We start from the raw sequence: 16,656 nt of genomic DNA, 5'->3' as shown, positions 1-16,656 counted from the left end.
ATCCGGGCTATAAACTCGAAGAGGTTTGTTGGATAATTGTCAGATCGGGTATTTGAACAGAGCTTGCACGAGAAGTGAATTCCCGCAAGGCTTTCAGAGATAGATTTTAGTCCGTTTATTGTATCAATGTGTCGACAACTGATTTTTCGGGCAGAAAAATCATGTTTTGATGGTCGACAAATGGTCAGGATTACTGTCTGTCTTGAAGCGTCATACTTACCGGAACTCTCGGGTAAGTGAGTTTTACTTTTATGAACTATCGGAAACAGTAACTCAAGATCATGCCTTCGATCCTTTTTCGATACCTGGCCAAAGAAATGCTCAAGGTCACATTTGCTGTGACCGGCGTTGTGCTCCTGATTATCATGAGTGGCCGTTTTGTGAACTATCTTGCGCAGGCTGCCAATGGCACGCTGAACGCCGATATCCTTTTTGCCATTATGGGCTACAGAATGCCCGAATTCCTGGTAATGATTATTCCCCTGGGGCTGTTTCTGGGCATTATCATGGCATATGGCAGGCTCTATGTAGAAAATGAAATGACGGTTATGGGGGCCTGTGGTGTCAGTCAGGGCCATCTGCTGCGCATGACCATGATTCCGGCGCTGGGCGTTATGCTAGTGGTGGCTCTTCTAAGTATTCTGGTCGCCCCCTGGGGGATAAAGAAGGTAGAAACCATTCTTCATCAGCAGGATTCCATGACTGAGTTCGACACCCTGGTACCGGGTCGTTTTCAAAAGTTTGAGGGGGCAAATCGGGTTACTTACACCGAATCGCTGACGGATGACAATCAACAGATGGAGAAGGTGTTTATTGCTCACCAGTCATCCGGGCGGGGCAGTTCAGAGATGTCTCTGGTGCTGGCAGAGCGTGGTCGTATATCTACCACAGAGGAAGCCGGTCAGCGCTATCTTATCCTGAGTGATGGTTATCGCTACGATCTGACACCCGGTGGCAAAAAAGTCAGGGTGACTCAGTATGGAACCTATGGCGTCCGAATGGAAGAGAATGCAGTCGCAGATGAAATCAGCAAAGAGCAGGCGCTGCCGACTTCTACATTGTTAGGCTCTGATAATCCCACCTATATAGCTGAGTTGCAGTGGCGTATCTCACTGCCATTATTGATTCCAATTATTGTGTTGCTGGCTGTACCGCTCTCAAAAGTGAGCCCCAGACAAGGACGCTTCGTCAAACTCTTGCCCGGTGTATTGCTCTATCTGCTGTATCTGGCGTTACTGATTTCAACCCGTGGAATGGTTGATGATGGTCGCCTTTCTCCAAAGGTCGGTGTCTGGTGGGTGCATGGGGTTTATCTGCTGCTTGGATTGGTCGTTTATTTTCAGGAGCCTTTGCGGGTCATGATTGCCAAAAGGAAAGTTGCTCATGCGTAAGCTGGACCGTTACATCGCATGGAACGTATTGGCTTCCATGGTCGTGGTGCTTTTGATTCTGGTGGCGCTGGAATCCATGTTCGCGTTTTTGGGCGAGCTGGATAATATTCGTGGCAATTATCAGATGGTGGATGCGGTCGTCTATATTTTGCTTCTCATCCCCAAGAAGATTTATGAGTTCATCCCGGTGTCAGCCTTGATTGGATGTCTTGCTGGCCTCGGCAGTATGGCCTCAAACAGCGAGCTGGTGGTCATGAGAGCCGCAGGTGTTTCGCTGTGGCGGATGGTCTGGTCTGTGATGAAGCCGGCCCTGGTGCTGATTTTCATAGGCATCGTATTGGGTGAATATGTGGCGCCCGCCACAGAGCAGATTGCTGAAAGCCGGAAGAATATCGCCCGATCCCACAATGGCGAGTATTCCGGAGAAGGGGTCTGGCATCGTGAAGGCAATGAATTTATGTATTTTAATGCCGTTGAGCCAAATGGTGTGCTCTACGGTGTGAGTCGATATGTTTTTGATGATGATATGAGACTCAAGGAGAGTTCGTTTGCCAGAAGGGCGATCTATCAACAGGACCACTGGCTGCTTGAGGATGTCACCCTCAGTCGTATGGAAGGCGATAAAGTCGTTTCAGAAACAGTGAATACAGAGCCCTGGGATACCAACCTGACAACAACGCTTTTGAAAGTGGTGGTGGTTAAGCCCGATGGCTTGTCTATATCAGGCCTGAATACTTATACCCGTTATCTGGAAGAGCAGGGACTGGATACGGGTGAATATGCGCTGGCGTTCTGGACAAAAGCACTGCAACCCTTGTCTATTTTCTCCCTGGTGCTGGTGGGAATCTCTTTTGTCTTTGGTCCTCTGCGCTCGGTCAGTATGGGGCTGAGAATCTTTTCGGGCGTGATTACCGGGGTTGTATTTATGATTGTGCAGAACCTGCTGGGGCCTTCCAGCCTGGTGTTTGGTTTTCCGCCAGTCTTCTCTGTTCTGCTGCCGGTTCTGATCTGTATTGGTATAGGGTCATTGTTGCTACACCGGGCTGCCTGATGACAGAGTGCTGTCTTATTTCGGAAGATGGCTGGCTGTATTGAGAGAGTATGAATGGTGTTAAATCCAGGTGCCTGAGGCAGTCATTGAGCTAACATAGGCTGACTGCCTGTGATTTATCCGGTCAGGACTTTTGTTTAGGAATATACAGCGTTCTGGATCGGGACAAGCGATCTTGCCAGCTGAGATGTTCCCGATCCCAGAGACACCAGAAGACTCCCAGTCCGCAGAGTAACAGGGCAGGGATAGCGGTCAGTGTGCGAATCAGACATTGGCCGATAGAGATATAACCTCCTTCCCGATCCACAATCTGAATATTCCAGGCCTGCATGCCCAGTGTCTGGCCACGACGAGTCCAGAAAAAGGCAAAGAAGCTGAAAATACTCAGAAAAAGCGCAGCGTAAAAGAAAGGTCCGCCAATGGATTGTCCGTTCTCTGTCATGGCCTTGAGTTCTTCAGCGCCATATACCTTCATCTGAATGCCCAGGTTGATAAAACCCACCAGAAACATAATGGCCAAAACCAGAAAACTGTCGTAGATCATGGCAGCCAGTCGCCGCCAAACGGGTGCGGGTTGAGCCTGCTTCTTTTGAGATGTGCCTGACATAAAAACTCCTGTAACAGGCTGCGGAGTTTATCAGTTTCTATCTTGTTGGGCAGCTATGGCATAACAGGATTCAACCAGTGCCAATTAAGTTCCGGGTGTGTTATTGATCATAAGGGCTTTATAACGAGTTGGAGGTTTTGTGCATCTTGCCTGTCAATCAAACAGTGAACCCTGTTGATCCGGTAAGCCACCTTCGAGATCTAGTAGCTTTTGTTTAGCCGGTTTACCGCCGGCATAACCTTGAAGTTCACCGTTGCTGGCAATAACCCGGTGGCAAGGAATCAGTATTGAAATGCCGTTTGCACCATTGGCATTGGCTACGGCTCTCAGGGCGTTCCTGTCTCCCATGGATTCTGCCAGTCCGGCATAGGTGGTGGTCTCTCCATAGGGAATATCCATAAGAGCTTGCCAAACCTGCTTTTGAAAGGCAGTGCCAACCAGAAGCAGAGGCACTGAAAAGCTATTCCGCTCTTTACGAAAATACGCTTCCAACTGCTGTCGGGTGAGTGCCATCACTTCGTTGTCCTGCTCGACATACTCTGCTTTGAGCCCATTTCTGACACGCGCGTCAACTTGCAATCTTTTCTTTCGATAGCGCCAGTCACACAGGCAGAGCTGCTGGTCATAGGTGCCCAGCATCAGCTCACCAACGGGGGATTTGTAGTATTGGATGTTGATGGTGTTCATGGTGAAGGTTTATAACATATTTTGAGCTGAGGTTGTTTGGTTGAGGTGGAAAATATGTCACTGGCTTGCTCCTATGCTTCGCACTGGAGTATATACATCCCGATAAGCGGACCCCGAAACTCAAGACAAAGTGCTGGTTTCCAGGTCTGGAACCAAAGGGCCTGAAGGCGAGGAAACCAGGATTTTTTGGTAGCCTCCATACCATGGGAACAAGCTAAAAAACTGGGTGCATAATATTCGCCAAGAAAATTAATTCCCTGGAAGTTACTGCTAGGAGCCTGACCGAGAATAGACTGCCCTACTGCGGCGCCAGCAAATTGGTCTGTAAATCCGCTTTTGTTCGTCAAATAGCTCGCTATTCTCCTCACAAAACCGAATTTTCATCCTCAATTTTCTGCCGTCCTCGCTACGGGCGCTATTCTCGGTCAGGCTCCTAGAATGTTGAGGCTGTGTAGATGTGCAGAATTGTGTTTTAAATATATAGAGGAAATACACGCTACTGGCCCGTTGTAGAATGTTTACGGGCTTATTCGGGAGTGAATTATGATTAAAGAAGATTATTTAAAGCATATTGAAGTTGATCAGGCAAAACGTTTTGGAAAACCTTGTATAAAAGGGACCCGAATAACGGTTACAGACATACTGGAAATGCTGGCAAGTGGTATGACGCAAGCAGAAATACTTGATGAACACCCTAATCTTCTGGCTGAACATATTAAGGCTGCATTGCTCTACGCAGCCAATCAACTATCTGGTGCCGCCTGATGCTATTGTTGGATGAAACCCTTTCACCAAAACTTGTTGCCAGAATCAATGATACATACCCCGGAAGCTTGCATGTTTTGGATTCAAAGCTGGATAACTCACCTGATATTGAAATCTGGTGTTATGCAAAAAAACAGCAGTTAACCATTGTCACCAAAGACAAAGATTTTCTTCGCTATGCAATTCAGTATGGCCATCCACCAAAATTGGTTTATCTGACAACAGGAAATGCAAAACTGGCTGTTATAGAAGCCATTCTTTTAGAAAATGAAGCGATCATAAAATCATTTGCCACATTGGACAAAGAAGGTGTCTTGAAAATGGGCTAGTGATACAAAAGTTTAGCCACTACCTTACAGGTAAATTATCATGCTACATAGATTCTGCTTCAGCTCCCACTTAAGAGCGACGCATTGTAGGTCTGTCGTGCGCAGGACTGACTTTGTCATGCCAAAGGTCATATCCACCTGAAGCAGAATCTTTGACTGCACTTTTTACCCCCCCCCATATCTTCTCTATCTTTTGGCCCGTATCCAAGCTCCTGTCTGAGAGTGCATTTGGGACTAAGAGAGTGAAAATTATAAGACCGGCCTCAACTTGCTGAATTTATTAATTACAAACAGCTCTCAATTATTTGAAGTCAGTCTTATCATGTCGTTCAGGCAACTGTTCCTCGGGTTCTCCCCAGGTTCTGTTGACCATCTTGCCGCGTTTAACTGCGGGTCGTGAAGCCATCTGTTCTGCCCAGCGTTTAACGTTTTTATAAGAGTCCACGCTCAAAAACTCTGCCGCGTTGTACAGCTGACCCAAGACCAAAGCACCGTACCAGGGCCAGATAGCGATATCGGCGATGGAGTATTCATTGCCTGCGATATAATTGTTTTTCGCCAGTTGCTTATCCAGTACATCCAGCTGGCGTTTTACTTCCATGGTGTAACGATTAATCGGGTATTCAAATTTCTCGGGTGCATAGGTATAAAAATGGCCAAAGCCTCCACCTAAAAAGGGTGCACTGCCCATCTGCCAGAATAACCAGGACATGATTTCTGCACGACCCTCTTTTTGCGGCAAAAATTCGCCAAACTTTTCTGCCAGGTGAACCAGAATGGCACCGGATTCAAAAATACGAACCGGCTTCTCGCCACTGTTATCGATCAATGCCGGAATCTTCGAATTGGGGTTGATATCGACAAACCCGCTACCGAATTGCTCCCCTTCCATGATCTTGATTGGATAAGCATCATATTCGGCTTTATCAATGCCTTTCTCTAACAACTCTTCGAACATGATGGTGACTTTTACTCCGTTGGGAGTGGCTAGTGAGTAAAGCTGGAAACGATGCTCTCCCCTGGGCAGTTCTTTATCGTGTGTTTTACCAGATACCGGACGATTGATATTGGCAAATTGACCGCCGGATTCATCGTCCCAGGTCCAGACCGCCGGAGGGGTGTATTTGTCTTGTTCGCTCATGTTCTAAATCCTCAGATTAGTGGACCCATACTAGCTTTGAATGCTTTTCTTGAACAGACAGTGCAGCGGATAAGGCTATTTCACAGAGTGAGCAGGGGTTATACCGCAATTTGTCGGTTGCTGCCCGGGAATTGGAATTTTTTTTCGTTCTCATTGTCAAAAGGTAAAAAGGACATTTTGATAAGGGTGCGCATATATGGATGTAACAGGCAAAAATACCAATACCATGACCGGATCTGGCCTAATTTCCAAAGCCAGTGATAGTGAAGGAATAGGGAATTATAAATCGCTCTCAGTAAGATCCACTGAAGGCAACGAGAGACTCTTCAATCCTGGCAATGTTGTATCTGGCAACACCGGAGTATCTGGAACCGGATTTCAACGCATTGACAGCTCGTTTAATCTTACCGACTGTAATGTCAGTCATCCCAAGCCTTGCAGCCCGAAAACCATCGGTATAGAAGGTGGGGCAGAAGACAACCACAAAGTAGCACCCGGTTCTGGCCATGGTCAGGTAAAGCAAAAAAAGTTGCTGGAATTACTTACTTCAGAAAATGTTAACGAACAATGTGTAAAAGAAGAATTAGAGAAACTTGTCCAACAATTTGATAAATTACATGTCGGTATCAGTTTAATGGATGAAGTCAATGAGCTGAAAAAAGAGATTAAGGAATATATTGATACGGGTACTTGCAGCTACATAGGGAAAGAATTTGAAACTATAAATGATGCTCAATCAAGAAAAAAAATAGCGGATAAAATTAAAAAAATAGTACGGGATATCGCTATTTGGTCGGGGGTCGAAAAAGACAATCTGAAAGTGCTCACCTATATTATTGAACAAGGGGTTCCTATCGAAAGAAAAACTGGCTGTATTGATCTTGATCCTGAGTCTACTGTATACCTCCCTTTTGACACGATGAGAAAGCTGGTAGATAACTGCAAGCCAGACTTTCCAGATCTGTTATTTGTCAAGGGTATTTTTGCTGATGCTGATCCTCGCTTTGACGTTCTTTCCGAGGAGATTTTAACTTCCAGATACATTAAAGATGAATTATTTCAGCAGGCAATCGCACAATCAATACCAACGGTTTCATTTAGAAGGTTAATGATTTTTTTTAACTACCTTCGTCGTAAATGTAATGCCAGAGACATGATTAAAGACCTTAATAGGCATAGTTTCGAAAATCACCGCATTACCAATTGTCACAGGATGGAAAGATACAGTAAAAGCATAATAATGGTATTTGTTCTTGAAGCCATGGCTCAACAATCACAAAAAGAAGCAAAGGAAGAAGTCTGTAATCTTATTGGATCATTTTATCAGGATGAGCAGCAGATGATTGCAATGATTGCACTTTTGGGAGGACTGCACCAATGCTCCGAACTATTGACTGAAATGGGTATTACCGTCTCCAGGCAGGCGTTTAAAAAAGCCTCGGTTAATCTTGAAAATTCTCCTTTTCTTATGGCTAAAGAGGCGGGTCTGACGAATGAACGACTGTTTGCCAATACAGTGAATCGAATAGCTCCGTTTTTATGGTCCTTGCCCAATAAATTCGGGCTATATCTGCACCAGGAACACTGGCTTTTAGATAAAAAATCACTGTCGTTTATTCATCTTGTCATGGATCAATTGTCGATTTGTCAGGAGGGGAGTTATGAATCGAAAAATGGTTTAGCGCCGAAGCATGGAGCAGCATTGGTTCCGGGAGATGTAAGCCTGTGGGCAGCAAAAATTTTTAAGGGAATGAGTGATGCTACTTTGACAAACAGTGCAGGTCTTTTACAGGAAGATGCCCGCTATAGTGAGACATGGAACATCTTAATCAGCCAGGTTAAATGCTGCAATGGTCTGGCCCGTTCCGATGATTTCAAGAAATTCATGGACTGGCTTTTGATGGATGGTTTGTCATGGGTACGGGGGGAATCGAAATACCGTGAGAAAGAGGCACCCTTTACAACCAGACTGAAAAGTTACCGACCGGACTTGTGGCCGGACCCGGGTAATGAGGATTCGACAACATCACCGGCATTATGTGATCAACTTGAAACATATAGCAATCGTGTCACTAACTTACATTTTAACTTCATTGAATCATTTCTACGGCTTGCCCCTCCAGGCCATCGAATTTATGTTCTAAATAACTGGTTAAACAATCCTGATTGCGCAAAGCAGCGGGAAACCCTGTTTTGCAGATCTGTTCATCCCCTCAATACTATGGGAAGTCCTAACATTTGGCAGTTGTTGTTATCACTGGATAAAGATTATCAGCCACAGGGAAATCAGTTTGAACATGATTGGCAAAAACTGGACAATCCACAGCAATGGACAGCGCCCCCTCCGATAACATCGTTAATAGGCAAGTCTATCGAGGTGTATGGGCGTACGCTCGTCATTCAGCGAACGGACGGTGACTGGGATTATCTGAAATTTCTCAGTGATACGGAAAAGCCTGAAGAACTGGCAAAAGAGGGTAATAAAATCAGCCTGATGGCAACCATAGCCAGCCAGCATGGTTTGAAAAGTTCAATTCCCGATGTGGTCGGCAGATATCGCTGGGAAAATGTGCAGACTGGTCTGACGACATTAATACCTCCCACCATAAAGACCAAACTGGAGGAAAAGTGTCGCTACATTGATGACAAGACAGGTTATTGTCTACATCTGAAATCAACCAAAGATGCGCCTTATCATTTATACCCTTATGTTCTTGATCCAGTAACAAAGGCGGATCAGATTTTCGAGGGACTCTATAAGTATGCACACGATTGCGGCGTTTTATTCAGTTGCGGATTATATGTTCCAGAGGTAATGGCGGCTGACCATGATTCTGTGACGAACCGAAAGCACCATGTGCTTTCGTCTTATGTGAATGCCTCTAGCGAGGGGAGGATGCTCCAGTGGAAAAAAGCCTCAGAACATCCCAATGTGGGTCCCGTAGGCATGCGGGACTCCGGTGATACGAAAAGTATGCATGAGCTGGGTGAAGATTATTTTTTCTCCAGCAGGTGTCAGAAATTTCTTGATTTTGAAAAATCAGAGGATCGGGCCAAGGTGGCCTTTTCTGAACTGGCAAAAAATGCCCAGGGGCTGGTATTGCAGTATGCTCTCTGTTTTCAAATACAGTTCGACTCTGGCAATAGAGAGTCCACACTCAATCATGAGCATAAAATAAAGGTAATGCTGGCTACCCTGTTTCACAAGGCGTTTCCCCGATTCACAGAAGAGTGCACGGTTCAGGCCATGGACGAAGATGGGTTGCTGTCCCAGGCTGTTAGAGAGATTGTCTACTGGTGTAGTCATGACGCCAGATTCGTTAACGATATCAAACATAACGTTATACCGAAATCGACCTACCCAGACTGTCCAGAAACGACCAATATCTTTGATTATTGCACATTGGAACCTCGTGAGCTGGTCCCCGGTGTTGGTTTTGTTACACGGGATAACCAGCCAAACCTTGGCGTTTCTTTTGGTGTCAATCCATTGGTTACGCTGAATGCAGTGATTGTAAAGCTACTGGCCAGGGGCGCTCTGACCTCTCTGTGAGTTTAATCTTTTCAGGATAAACTCACCACTGGATTAATGAGTGCTGATATCGTAGCCCCATACCAGCTTTGAAGGCTTTTCTTGAACAGAGAGTGAAGCGGATAAGGCTATTTCACAGAGGAAACCGGGGTTATACCGCAATTGTCGGTTGTGGCCCGGGAATTGGAATTTTTTTTCGTTCTCATTGTCAAAAGGTACAAAGGACATTTTGATAAGGGTGCGCATATATGGATGTAACAGGCAAAAATACCAATACCATGACTGGATCTGGCCTAATTTCCGAAGCCAGTGATAGTGAAGGAATAGGGAATTATAAATCGCTGACAGTAAGATCCACTGAAGGCAAAGAGAGACGCTTCAATCCTGCCAATGTTGTATCTGGCAACACCGGAGTATCTGGGCCCCGATTTCAACGCATTGACAACTCACCTGATCTTACCGACTACAGTGTCAGTCATTCCACAGTTTACAGTCCGAAAAACATCGATATAGAAGTTGGGGCCGAAGGCAACCAGAAAGTAGCCCCCAGCTCTGGTCATGGTCAGCTAGAGCAAGCAAAGTTGCTGGAATTACTGACTTCAGAACATGATAAAGAAGAATGTGTAAAAGACGAATTTGAGAAACTTTTCCAACAATTTGATAAATTACATGTCAATATCAGTCTAATGGATAAAGTTAATGAGCTGAAAAGAGAGGTTAAAGAATACTTTGATAATGATACTTACATCGTTGGCAGGTATAAATTTGAAATTACAAGCGGTATTGAATCAAGGAAAAAAATAGCGGTTGATGTTCAAACAATAGCACGGGATATTGCTACATGGGCCGGGGTCGAAAAAAACAATCTGAAAGTACTTACCTATATTATTGAGCAAGGGTTCCCCATCAATCCTCTATCCAGCTGTCTTGATTTTGACCTTGAAACTACCGTATACCTCCCTTTTGATACGATGAGAAAGCTGGTCGATAACTGCGAAGATCATTGCCCGGACCTGTTATTTGTCAAGGGTGCTTTTTCTGATCCGGACTCTCGCTTTGACCTTCTTTCAGAGGAGATTCTAAATTCCCGATCCATTGATGGTATGTTATTTCAGGAAGTAATTGCACAATCAATACCAAAGGTTTCATTGGCCAGATTAATGATTTTCTTTAATTACCTCCGTCGTGGATGCAATAGCAGAAACATAATCAGAGACTTGAATGAACATCAATTTCGATACCACCGATTTACTACTAGAAGAGAGATTCACAGATACAAAAAAAACATAATAATGGTGTTTGTTATTGAAGCTATTGCACAACAATCACAAAAAGAAGCCCGCAAACTTATTGTTTCATTTTCTCAGGAAGAACAGAAGCTGATTGCAATGATTGCTGTTTTAGGAGGACTTTACCAATGCTCCGAGTTATTGACTGAAATGGGTGTTACCGTCTCCAGGCAGGCGTTTAAAGACGTATCGGTTAATCTTAATAAATCTCCTTTTCTTATGGCCAAAGAGGCTGGTTTGACCAATGAGCGCTTGTTTGTCAATACAGTCAATCGAATAGCTCCGTTTTTATGGACCTTGCCCGACCAATTCGGAATGCAGATGCACGAGGAACACCTGTATTCAGAGAAGGATGAGCTGCCATTTATCCATCTTGTCATGGAACAAATGTCCATTTGCCATAAGGGGAGTTATGGATCGGAAAATGGGTTATGGGCGTATCATGGGAAATCTTTGGATCTGAGAGATGTAAGCTTGTGGGCAGCAAAAATCTTTAAGGGAATTAATGATACTATTTTGGCAAACAGTGCAGGTCTTTTACAGGAAGATGTCCAGTATAGTCAGACATGGAACACCCTTATCAGCCAGGTCAAATGCTGCAATGGCCTCACCCATCCTGATGATTTCAGGAAATTCATGGACTGGCTTTTGCTGGATGGCCTGTCATGGGTTCGATCGGAATTGCGCTACCGTGAGGCTGAGGCAAAGTTTACAACCAGGCTGAAAAGTTACCGTCCAGACCTGTGGCCGGACCCGGGCAATGAGGCTTCGGCAACACCACCAAGATCATATGCATATACTCAACTTGTAACGTACACCACTGGCGTCACTAACTTACATTTTGACATCATTGAATCATTTCTGCGGCTTGCTCCTCCAGGCCATCGAATCCATGTGCTAAATAACTGGTTAAACAATCCTGATTGTGCAAAACAGCGGGAAGCCTTGTTTTGCAGAACTGCTTACCCCCTCAATGTTGTGGGAAGTCCTAACATTTGGCAGTTACTGTTATCACTGGATAAAGATTATCAGCCACAGGAAAATCAGTATGATAATGATTGGCAAAAACTGGACAATCCGCAGCAGTGGTCAGACCCTCCCCCGACAGCATCGTTGATGGGTCAATCTATCGAGGTGTGCGGGCGAACGCTGGTCATTCAGCGAACGGATGGTGGCTGGGATTATCTGAAATTTCTCAGCGATACAGAAAAACCGGAAGAACTGGCAAAAGAGGGTAATAAAATCAGCCTGATGGCAACCATAGCCAGCCAGCATGGCTTGAAAAGCTCAATTCCTGAAGTGGTCGGCAGATATCGCTGGGAAAATGTGCAGACTGACCTGACGACATTAATATCTCCCACCATAAAGGCAAAACTGGAGGAAAAGTGTCGCTACATTGATGACAAGACAGGTTATTGTCTTCATCTGAAATCAACCAAAGATGCGCCTTATCATTTATACCCTTATTTGCTTGATCCAGTAACAAAGGCGGATCAGATTTTCGAGGGACTCTATAAGTATGCCCATGATTGCGGTGTTTTATTCAGTTGCGGATTATATACCCCAGAGGTAATGGCGGCTGACCATGATTCAGTGACGAACCGGAAGCACCATGTTCTTTCCTCTTATGTCGATGCCTCCAGCGAGGGGAGGATGCTTCAGTGGAAAAAAGCGTCAGAACATCCCAATGTGGGTCCAGTGGGTATGCGGGATTCCGGTGATACGAAAAGTATGCATGAGCTGGGTGAAGATTATTTTTTTTCCAGCAGATGTCAGAAATTTCTTGATTTTGAAAAGTCAGAGGATCGGGCCAAGGTGGCCTTTTCTGAACTGGCAAAAAATGCCCAAGGGCTGGTATTGCAATATGCTCTCTGTTTTCAAAATCAGTTCGACTCTGGCAATAGGGAGTCCACACTTAATCATGAGCATAAAATAAAGGCGATTCTTGTTACTCTGTTTCAGAAGGCGTTTCCCCGATTCACAGAAGAGTGTGCGGCTCAGGCAATGGATGAAGATGGTCTGCTGTCACAGGCTGTCAGAGAGGTTATCTACTGGTGCGGTTATGACGGCAGATTTGTTAACGACATTAAACATAATGTTATACCGAAGTTGACCTACCCAGACTGTCCTGAAACGACCAATATCTTTGATTTCTTCATATTTGAACCTCGTGAGCTGGTCCCCGGTGTTGGTTTTGTTACGCGGGATAACCAGCCAAACCTTGGCATTTCTTTTGGTGTCAATCCATTGGTTACGCTGAATGCAGTGATTGTAAAGCTACTGGTCAGGGGAGCTCTGACCTCTCTGTGAGTTAATCTTTCAGGATAAACTTACCACCGGATTAATGAGTGCTGCTATCAGTAGCCCCATACCAGTTTTGAATGTTTTTCTTGAAAGAGGGAACAGGGGTTATATCGCAATTGTCGGTTGTGGCCCGGGAATTGGAATTTTTTTTCGTTCTCATTGTCAAAAGTAGAAAGGACATTTTGATAAGGTTGCGCAAATATGGATGTAACAGAAAAAAATACCAATACCATGACCGGATCTGGCCTAATTTCCGAGGTCAGTGATAGTGAAGGAATAGGGAACTATAAATCGCTGACAGTAAGACCCACTGAAGGCAAAGAGATATACTTCAATCCTGCCAATGTTGTATCTGGCAACACCGGAGTATCTGGGCCCCAATTTCAACGCATTGACAACTCACCTGATCTTGCCGGCTACAGTGTCAGTCATTCCACACTTCACAGTTCGAAAAACATCGATATAGAAGTTGGGGCCGAAGGCAACCAGAAAGGAGCCCCCAGCTCTGTACATGGTCAGCTAGAGCAAAAAAAGTTGCTGGAATTACTGACTTCAGAACATGATAAAGAAGAATGTGTAAAAGAAGAATTTGAGAAGCTTTTCCAACAATTTGATAAATTACATGTCAATATCAGTCTAATGGATAAAGTTAATGAGCTGAAAAGAGAGGTTAAAGAATATTTTGATAATGATACTTACATCGTTAACAGGAATAAATCGGAAATTACAAGCGGTATCGAATCAAGGAAAAAAATAGCGGTTGATGTTCAAACAATAGCACGGGATATTGCTATTTGGGCCGGGGTCGAAAAAAACAATCTGAAAGTACTTAGCTATATTATTGAGCAAGGGTTCCCCATCAATCCTCTATCCAGCAGTCTTGATTTTGACCGTGAAACTACCGTATACCTCCCTTTTGATACGATGATAAAGCTGGTCGATAACTGCGAAGATCATTGCCCGGACCTGTTGTTTGTCAAGGGTGCTTTTGCTGATCCGGACTCTCGCTTTGACCTTCTTTCCGAGGAGATTCTAAATTCCCGATCCATTGATGGTATGTTATTTCAGGAAGTAATTGCACAATCAATACCAAAGGTTTCATTGGCCAGGTTAATGATTTTCTTTAAGTACCTCCGCCGTGGATGCAATACCAGAATGATGGTTAGAGACCTGAATGAGCATCAATTTCGATTCCACCGAATTTCTAATAGGAGACAGATTCACAGATACAAAAAAAGCATGATAATGGTATTTGTTCTTGAAGCTATTGCACAACAATCGCAAAAAGAAGCCCGCAAACTTATTGTTTCATTTTGTCAGGAAGAACAGAAGCTGATTGCAATGATTGCTGTATTGGGAGGACTTCACCAATGCTCCGAATTATTGACTGAAATGGGTGTTACCGTCTCTATACAGGCGTTCAAAGACGCATCGGTTAATCTTAATAAATCTCCTTTTCTTATGGCCAAAGAAGCTGGTTTGACCAATGAACGATTGTTTGTCAATACGGTAAATCGAGTAGCTCCGTTTTTATGGACCTTGCCCAATGAATCCGGAATGCAGATGCACGAGGAAGAGCTGAATTCAGAGAAGTATGAGCTGCCATTTATCCATCTTGTCATGGAACAAATACCCATTTGCCATAAGGGGAGTTATGGATCGGAAAATGGATTATGTGCGGATCATGGGAAATATTTGGATCTGAAATATGTAAGCCTGTGGGCGGCAAAAATTTTTACCCTAATGAATGATACCGTTTCGGTAAACAGTGTAGGTCTTTTACAGAAAGATGATCATTATAGTGATAGATGGAACACCCTGATTAGCCAGGTCAAATGCTGCAATGGCCTCAACCATGCCAATGATTTCAGGAAATTCATGGATTGGCTTTTGATGGATGGCCTGTCATGGATTCGATCGGATTCGTACTTCCGTGAGTGTGATGCAAAGTTTACAACCAGGCTGAAAAGTTACCGTCCGGACCTGTGGCCGGACCCAGGCAATGAGGCTTCGGCAAGACCACCAAGTTCATCTGCATATAATCGATTTGTAGCGTACACCGGCGTCACTTACTTACATTTTAATATCATTGAACTATTTCTACGGCTTGCCCCTCCAGGCCATCGAATTTACGTGCTAAATAACTGGTTAAACCATCCTGATTGCGAAAAACAGCGGGAAACCCTGTTTTGCAGATCTGTTCATCCCCTCAATACTATGGGAAGTCCTAACATTTGGCAGTTGTTGTTATCACTGGATAAAGATTATCAGCCACAGGAAAATCAGTTTGATAATGATTGGCAAAAACTGGACAATTCGCAGCAGTGGTCAGACCCTCCCCCGACAGCATCATTGATGGGTCAATCTATCGAGGTGTGCGGGCGAACGCTGGTCATTCAGCGAACGGATGGCGGCTGGGATTATTTGAAATTTCTCAGTGATACGGAAAAGCCGGAAGAACTGGCAAAAGAGGGTAATAAAATCAGCCTGATGGCAACCATAGCTAGCCAGCATGGCTTGAAAAGCTCAATTCCTGAAGTGGTCGGCAGATATCGCTGGGAAAATGTGCAGACTGATCTGGCGACATTAATTTCTCCCACCATAAAGGCAAAACTGGAGGAAAAGTGTCGCTACATTGATGACAAGACAGGTTATTGTCTGCACCTGAAATCAACCAAAGATGCGCCTTATCATTTATACCCTTATGTGCTTGATCCAGTAACAAAGGCGGATCAGATTTTCGAGGGACTCTATAAGTATGCCCATGATTGCGGTGTGTTATTCAGTTGCGGATTATATGCCCCAGAGGTAATGGCGGCTGACCATGATTCAGTGACGAACCGAAAGCACTATGTTCTTTCCTCTTATGTCGATGCCTCTAGCGAGGGTAGGATGCTTCAGTGGAAAAAAGCGTCAGAACATCCCAATGTGGGTCCCGTAGGCATGCGGGATTCTGGTGATACGAAAAGTATGCATGAGCTGGGTGAAGATTATTTTTTCTCCACCAGGTGTCAGAAATTTCTTGATTTTGAAAAATCAGAGGATCGGGCCAAGGTGGCTTTTTCTGAACTGGCAAAAAATGCCCAGGGGCTGGTATTGCAATATGCTCTCTGTTTTCAAAAACAGTTCGACTCTGGCAATAGGGAATCCACAGTCAATCATGAGCATAAAATAAAGGCGATTCTGGCTACTCTGTTTCACAAGGCGTTTCCCCAATTCACAGAAGAGTCCATAGGGCAGGCCATGGATGAGAATGGGTTGCTGTCACAGGCTGTTAGAGAGCTTATCTACTGGTGTGGTCATGACGCCAGATTCGTTAACGATATAAAACAGAACGTTATACCGAAATCAACCTACCCAGACTGTCCAGAAACGACCAATATCTTTGATTTCCACATAATGGAATCTCGTGAGCTGGTCCCCGGCGTTGGCTTCGCTACAAGGGATAATCAGCCAAACCTTGGCATTTCTTTTGGTGTCAATCCATTGGTTACGCTGAATGCAGTGATTGTAACTGCCTTTCACCACCCCGATTGATATTTGCCTAAAATCTGTTGTCA

The 16,656-nt window shown here is 44.6% G+C and carries 10 protein-coding genes; 7 read left to right on the top strand and 3 right to left on the bottom strand.

Annotated features, from left to right (window positions below):
* Positions 1 to 281: 281 nt before the first annotated feature.
* Both lptF and lptG read left to right on the top strand, forming a co-directional pair.
* On the top strand, positions 282 to 1,391 hold the full coding sequence (lptF, locus tag ACO6VG_RS22315) for an LPS export ABC transporter permease LptF (RefSeq protein ID WP_422134303.1): 1,110 nt from the start codon (positions 282 to 284) through the stop codon (positions 1,389 to 1,391).
* Positions 1,384 to 2,442 (top strand): LPS export ABC transporter permease LptG, encoded by a 1,059-nt coding sequence (lptG, locus tag ACO6VG_RS22310; protein ID WP_422134302.1) that lies wholly within the window; start codon positions 1,384 to 1,386, stop codon positions 2,440 to 2,442. Before lptF ends, lptG begins: the two co-directional genes overlap by 8 nt.
* Positions 2,443 to 2,566: 124 nt before the next feature.
* Here lptG and ACO6VG_RS22305 read toward each other — a convergent pair whose 3' ends face one another.
* Together ACO6VG_RS22305 and ACO6VG_RS22300 are read right to left on the bottom strand one after the other, a co-directional pair.
* Positions 2,567 to 3,049 carry an RDD family protein gene (locus ACO6VG_RS22305; RefSeq protein ID WP_422134301.1) on the bottom strand — a complete coding sequence of 161 codons (483 nt, stop codon included), beginning with the start codon at positions 3,047 to 3,049 and terminating at the stop codon, positions 2,567 to 2,569.
* A 153-nt stretch (positions 3,050 to 3,202) separates the two neighbouring features.
* The gene (locus tag ACO6VG_RS22300; RefSeq protein WP_422138353.1) at positions 3,203 to 3,736 is read right to left on the bottom strand and encodes a methylated-DNA--[protein]-cysteine S-methyltransferase; all 534 of its coding nucleotides are present in this window, start codon (positions 3,734 to 3,736) and stop codon (positions 3,203 to 3,205) included.
* Positions 3,737 to 4,279: 543 nt separating this feature from the next.
* Here ACO6VG_RS22300 and ACO6VG_RS22295 point away from each other — a divergent pair.
* Together ACO6VG_RS22295 and ACO6VG_RS22290 are read left to right on the top strand one after the other, a co-directional pair.
* Positions 4,280 to 4,501 carry a DUF433 domain-containing protein gene (locus ACO6VG_RS22295; protein WP_422134298.1) on the top strand — a complete coding sequence of 74 codons (222 nt, stop codon included), beginning with the start codon at positions 4,280 to 4,282 and terminating at the stop codon, positions 4,499 to 4,501.
* Positions 4,501 to 4,830, top strand: a complete 330-nt coding sequence (locus tag ACO6VG_RS22290) for a DUF5615 family PIN-like protein (protein ID WP_422138352.1) — start codon at positions 4,501 to 4,503, stop codon at positions 4,828 to 4,830. The genes ACO6VG_RS22295 and ACO6VG_RS22290 overlap by 1 nt, the downstream gene beginning before the upstream one ends.
* Positions 4,831 to 5,131: 301 nt before the next feature.
* On the opposite strand, the gene yghU is transcribed toward ACO6VG_RS22290, so the two are convergent.
* A complete protein-coding gene (yghU, locus tag ACO6VG_RS22285) occupies positions 5,132 to 5,971 on the bottom strand; it encodes a glutathione-dependent disulfide-bond oxidoreductase (RefSeq protein WP_422134296.1) in 840 nt (279 codons plus the stop codon).
* A 196-nt stretch (positions 5,972 to 6,167) separates the two neighbouring features.
* Here yghU and ACO6VG_RS22280 point away from each other — a divergent pair, with 196 nt between their 5' ends.
* From ACO6VG_RS22280 to ACO6VG_RS22270, 3 genes are all read left to right on the top strand, one after another.
* On the top strand, positions 6,168 to 9,524 hold the full coding sequence (locus ACO6VG_RS22280) for a hypothetical protein (RefSeq protein ID WP_422475723.1): 3,357 nt from the start codon (positions 6,168 to 6,170) through the stop codon (positions 9,522 to 9,524).
* A 227-nt stretch (positions 9,525 to 9,751) separates the two neighbouring features.
* On the top strand, positions 9,752 to 13,102 hold the full coding sequence (locus ACO6VG_RS22275; RefSeq protein WP_422475721.1) for a hypothetical protein: 3,351 nt from the start codon (positions 9,752 to 9,754) through the stop codon (positions 13,100 to 13,102).
* 195 nt (positions 13,103 to 13,297) lie between these two features.
* Positions 13,298 to 16,633, top strand: coding sequence for a hypothetical protein (locus ACO6VG_RS22270; RefSeq protein ID WP_422475719.1), 3,336 nt, complete (start codon positions 13,298 to 13,300; stop codon positions 16,631 to 16,633).
* Positions 16,634 to 16,656 lie beyond the last annotated feature (23 nt).

It is taken from the genome of Endozoicomonas sp. ALB032 (assembly GCF_049310125.1).
Taxonomy (GTDB): Bacteria; Pseudomonadota; Gammaproteobacteria; order Pseudomonadales; family Endozoicomonadaceae; genus Endozoicomonas_A.
This window is presented reverse-complemented; position numbering and strand designations above follow the sequence as displayed.

Bases quoted from the DNA above. Each gene is read 5' to 3' on its own strand.
- lptF (WP_422134303.1), top strand. From the start codon at position 282: ATGCCTTCGATCCTTTTTCGATACCTGGCCAAAGAAATGCTCAAGGTC.
- ACO6VG_RS22275 (WP_422475721.1), top strand. From the start codon at position 9,752: ATGGATGTAACAGGCAAAAATACCAATACCATGACTGGATCTGGCCTA.
- yghU (WP_422134296.1), bottom strand. From the start codon at position 5,971: ATGAGCGAACAAGACAAATACACCCCTCCGGCGGTCTGGACCTGGGAC.
- ACO6VG_RS22300 (WP_422138353.1), bottom strand. From the start codon at position 3,736: ATGAACACCATCAACATCCAATACTACAAATCCCCCGTTGGTGAGCTG.
- ACO6VG_RS22280 (WP_422475723.1), top strand. From the start codon at position 6,168: ATGGATGTAACAGGCAAAAATACCAATACCATGACCGGATCTGGCCTA.
- ACO6VG_RS22270 (WP_422475719.1), top strand. From the start codon at position 13,298: ATGGATGTAACAGAAAAAAATACCAATACCATGACCGGATCTGGCCTA.
- ACO6VG_RS22290 (WP_422138352.1), top strand. From the start codon at position 4,501: ATGCTATTGTTGGATGAAACCCTTTCACCAAAACTTGTTGCCAGAATC.
- ACO6VG_RS22295 (WP_422134298.1), top strand. From the start codon at position 4,280: ATGATTAAAGAAGATTATTTAAAGCATATTGAAGTTGATCAGGCAAAA.
- lptG (WP_422134302.1), top strand. From the start codon at position 1,384: ATGCGTAAGCTGGACCGTTACATCGCATGGAACGTATTGGCTTCCATG.
- ACO6VG_RS22305 (WP_422134301.1), bottom strand. From the start codon at position 3,049: ATGTCAGGCACATCTCAAAAGAAGCAGGCTCAACCCGCACCCGTTTGG.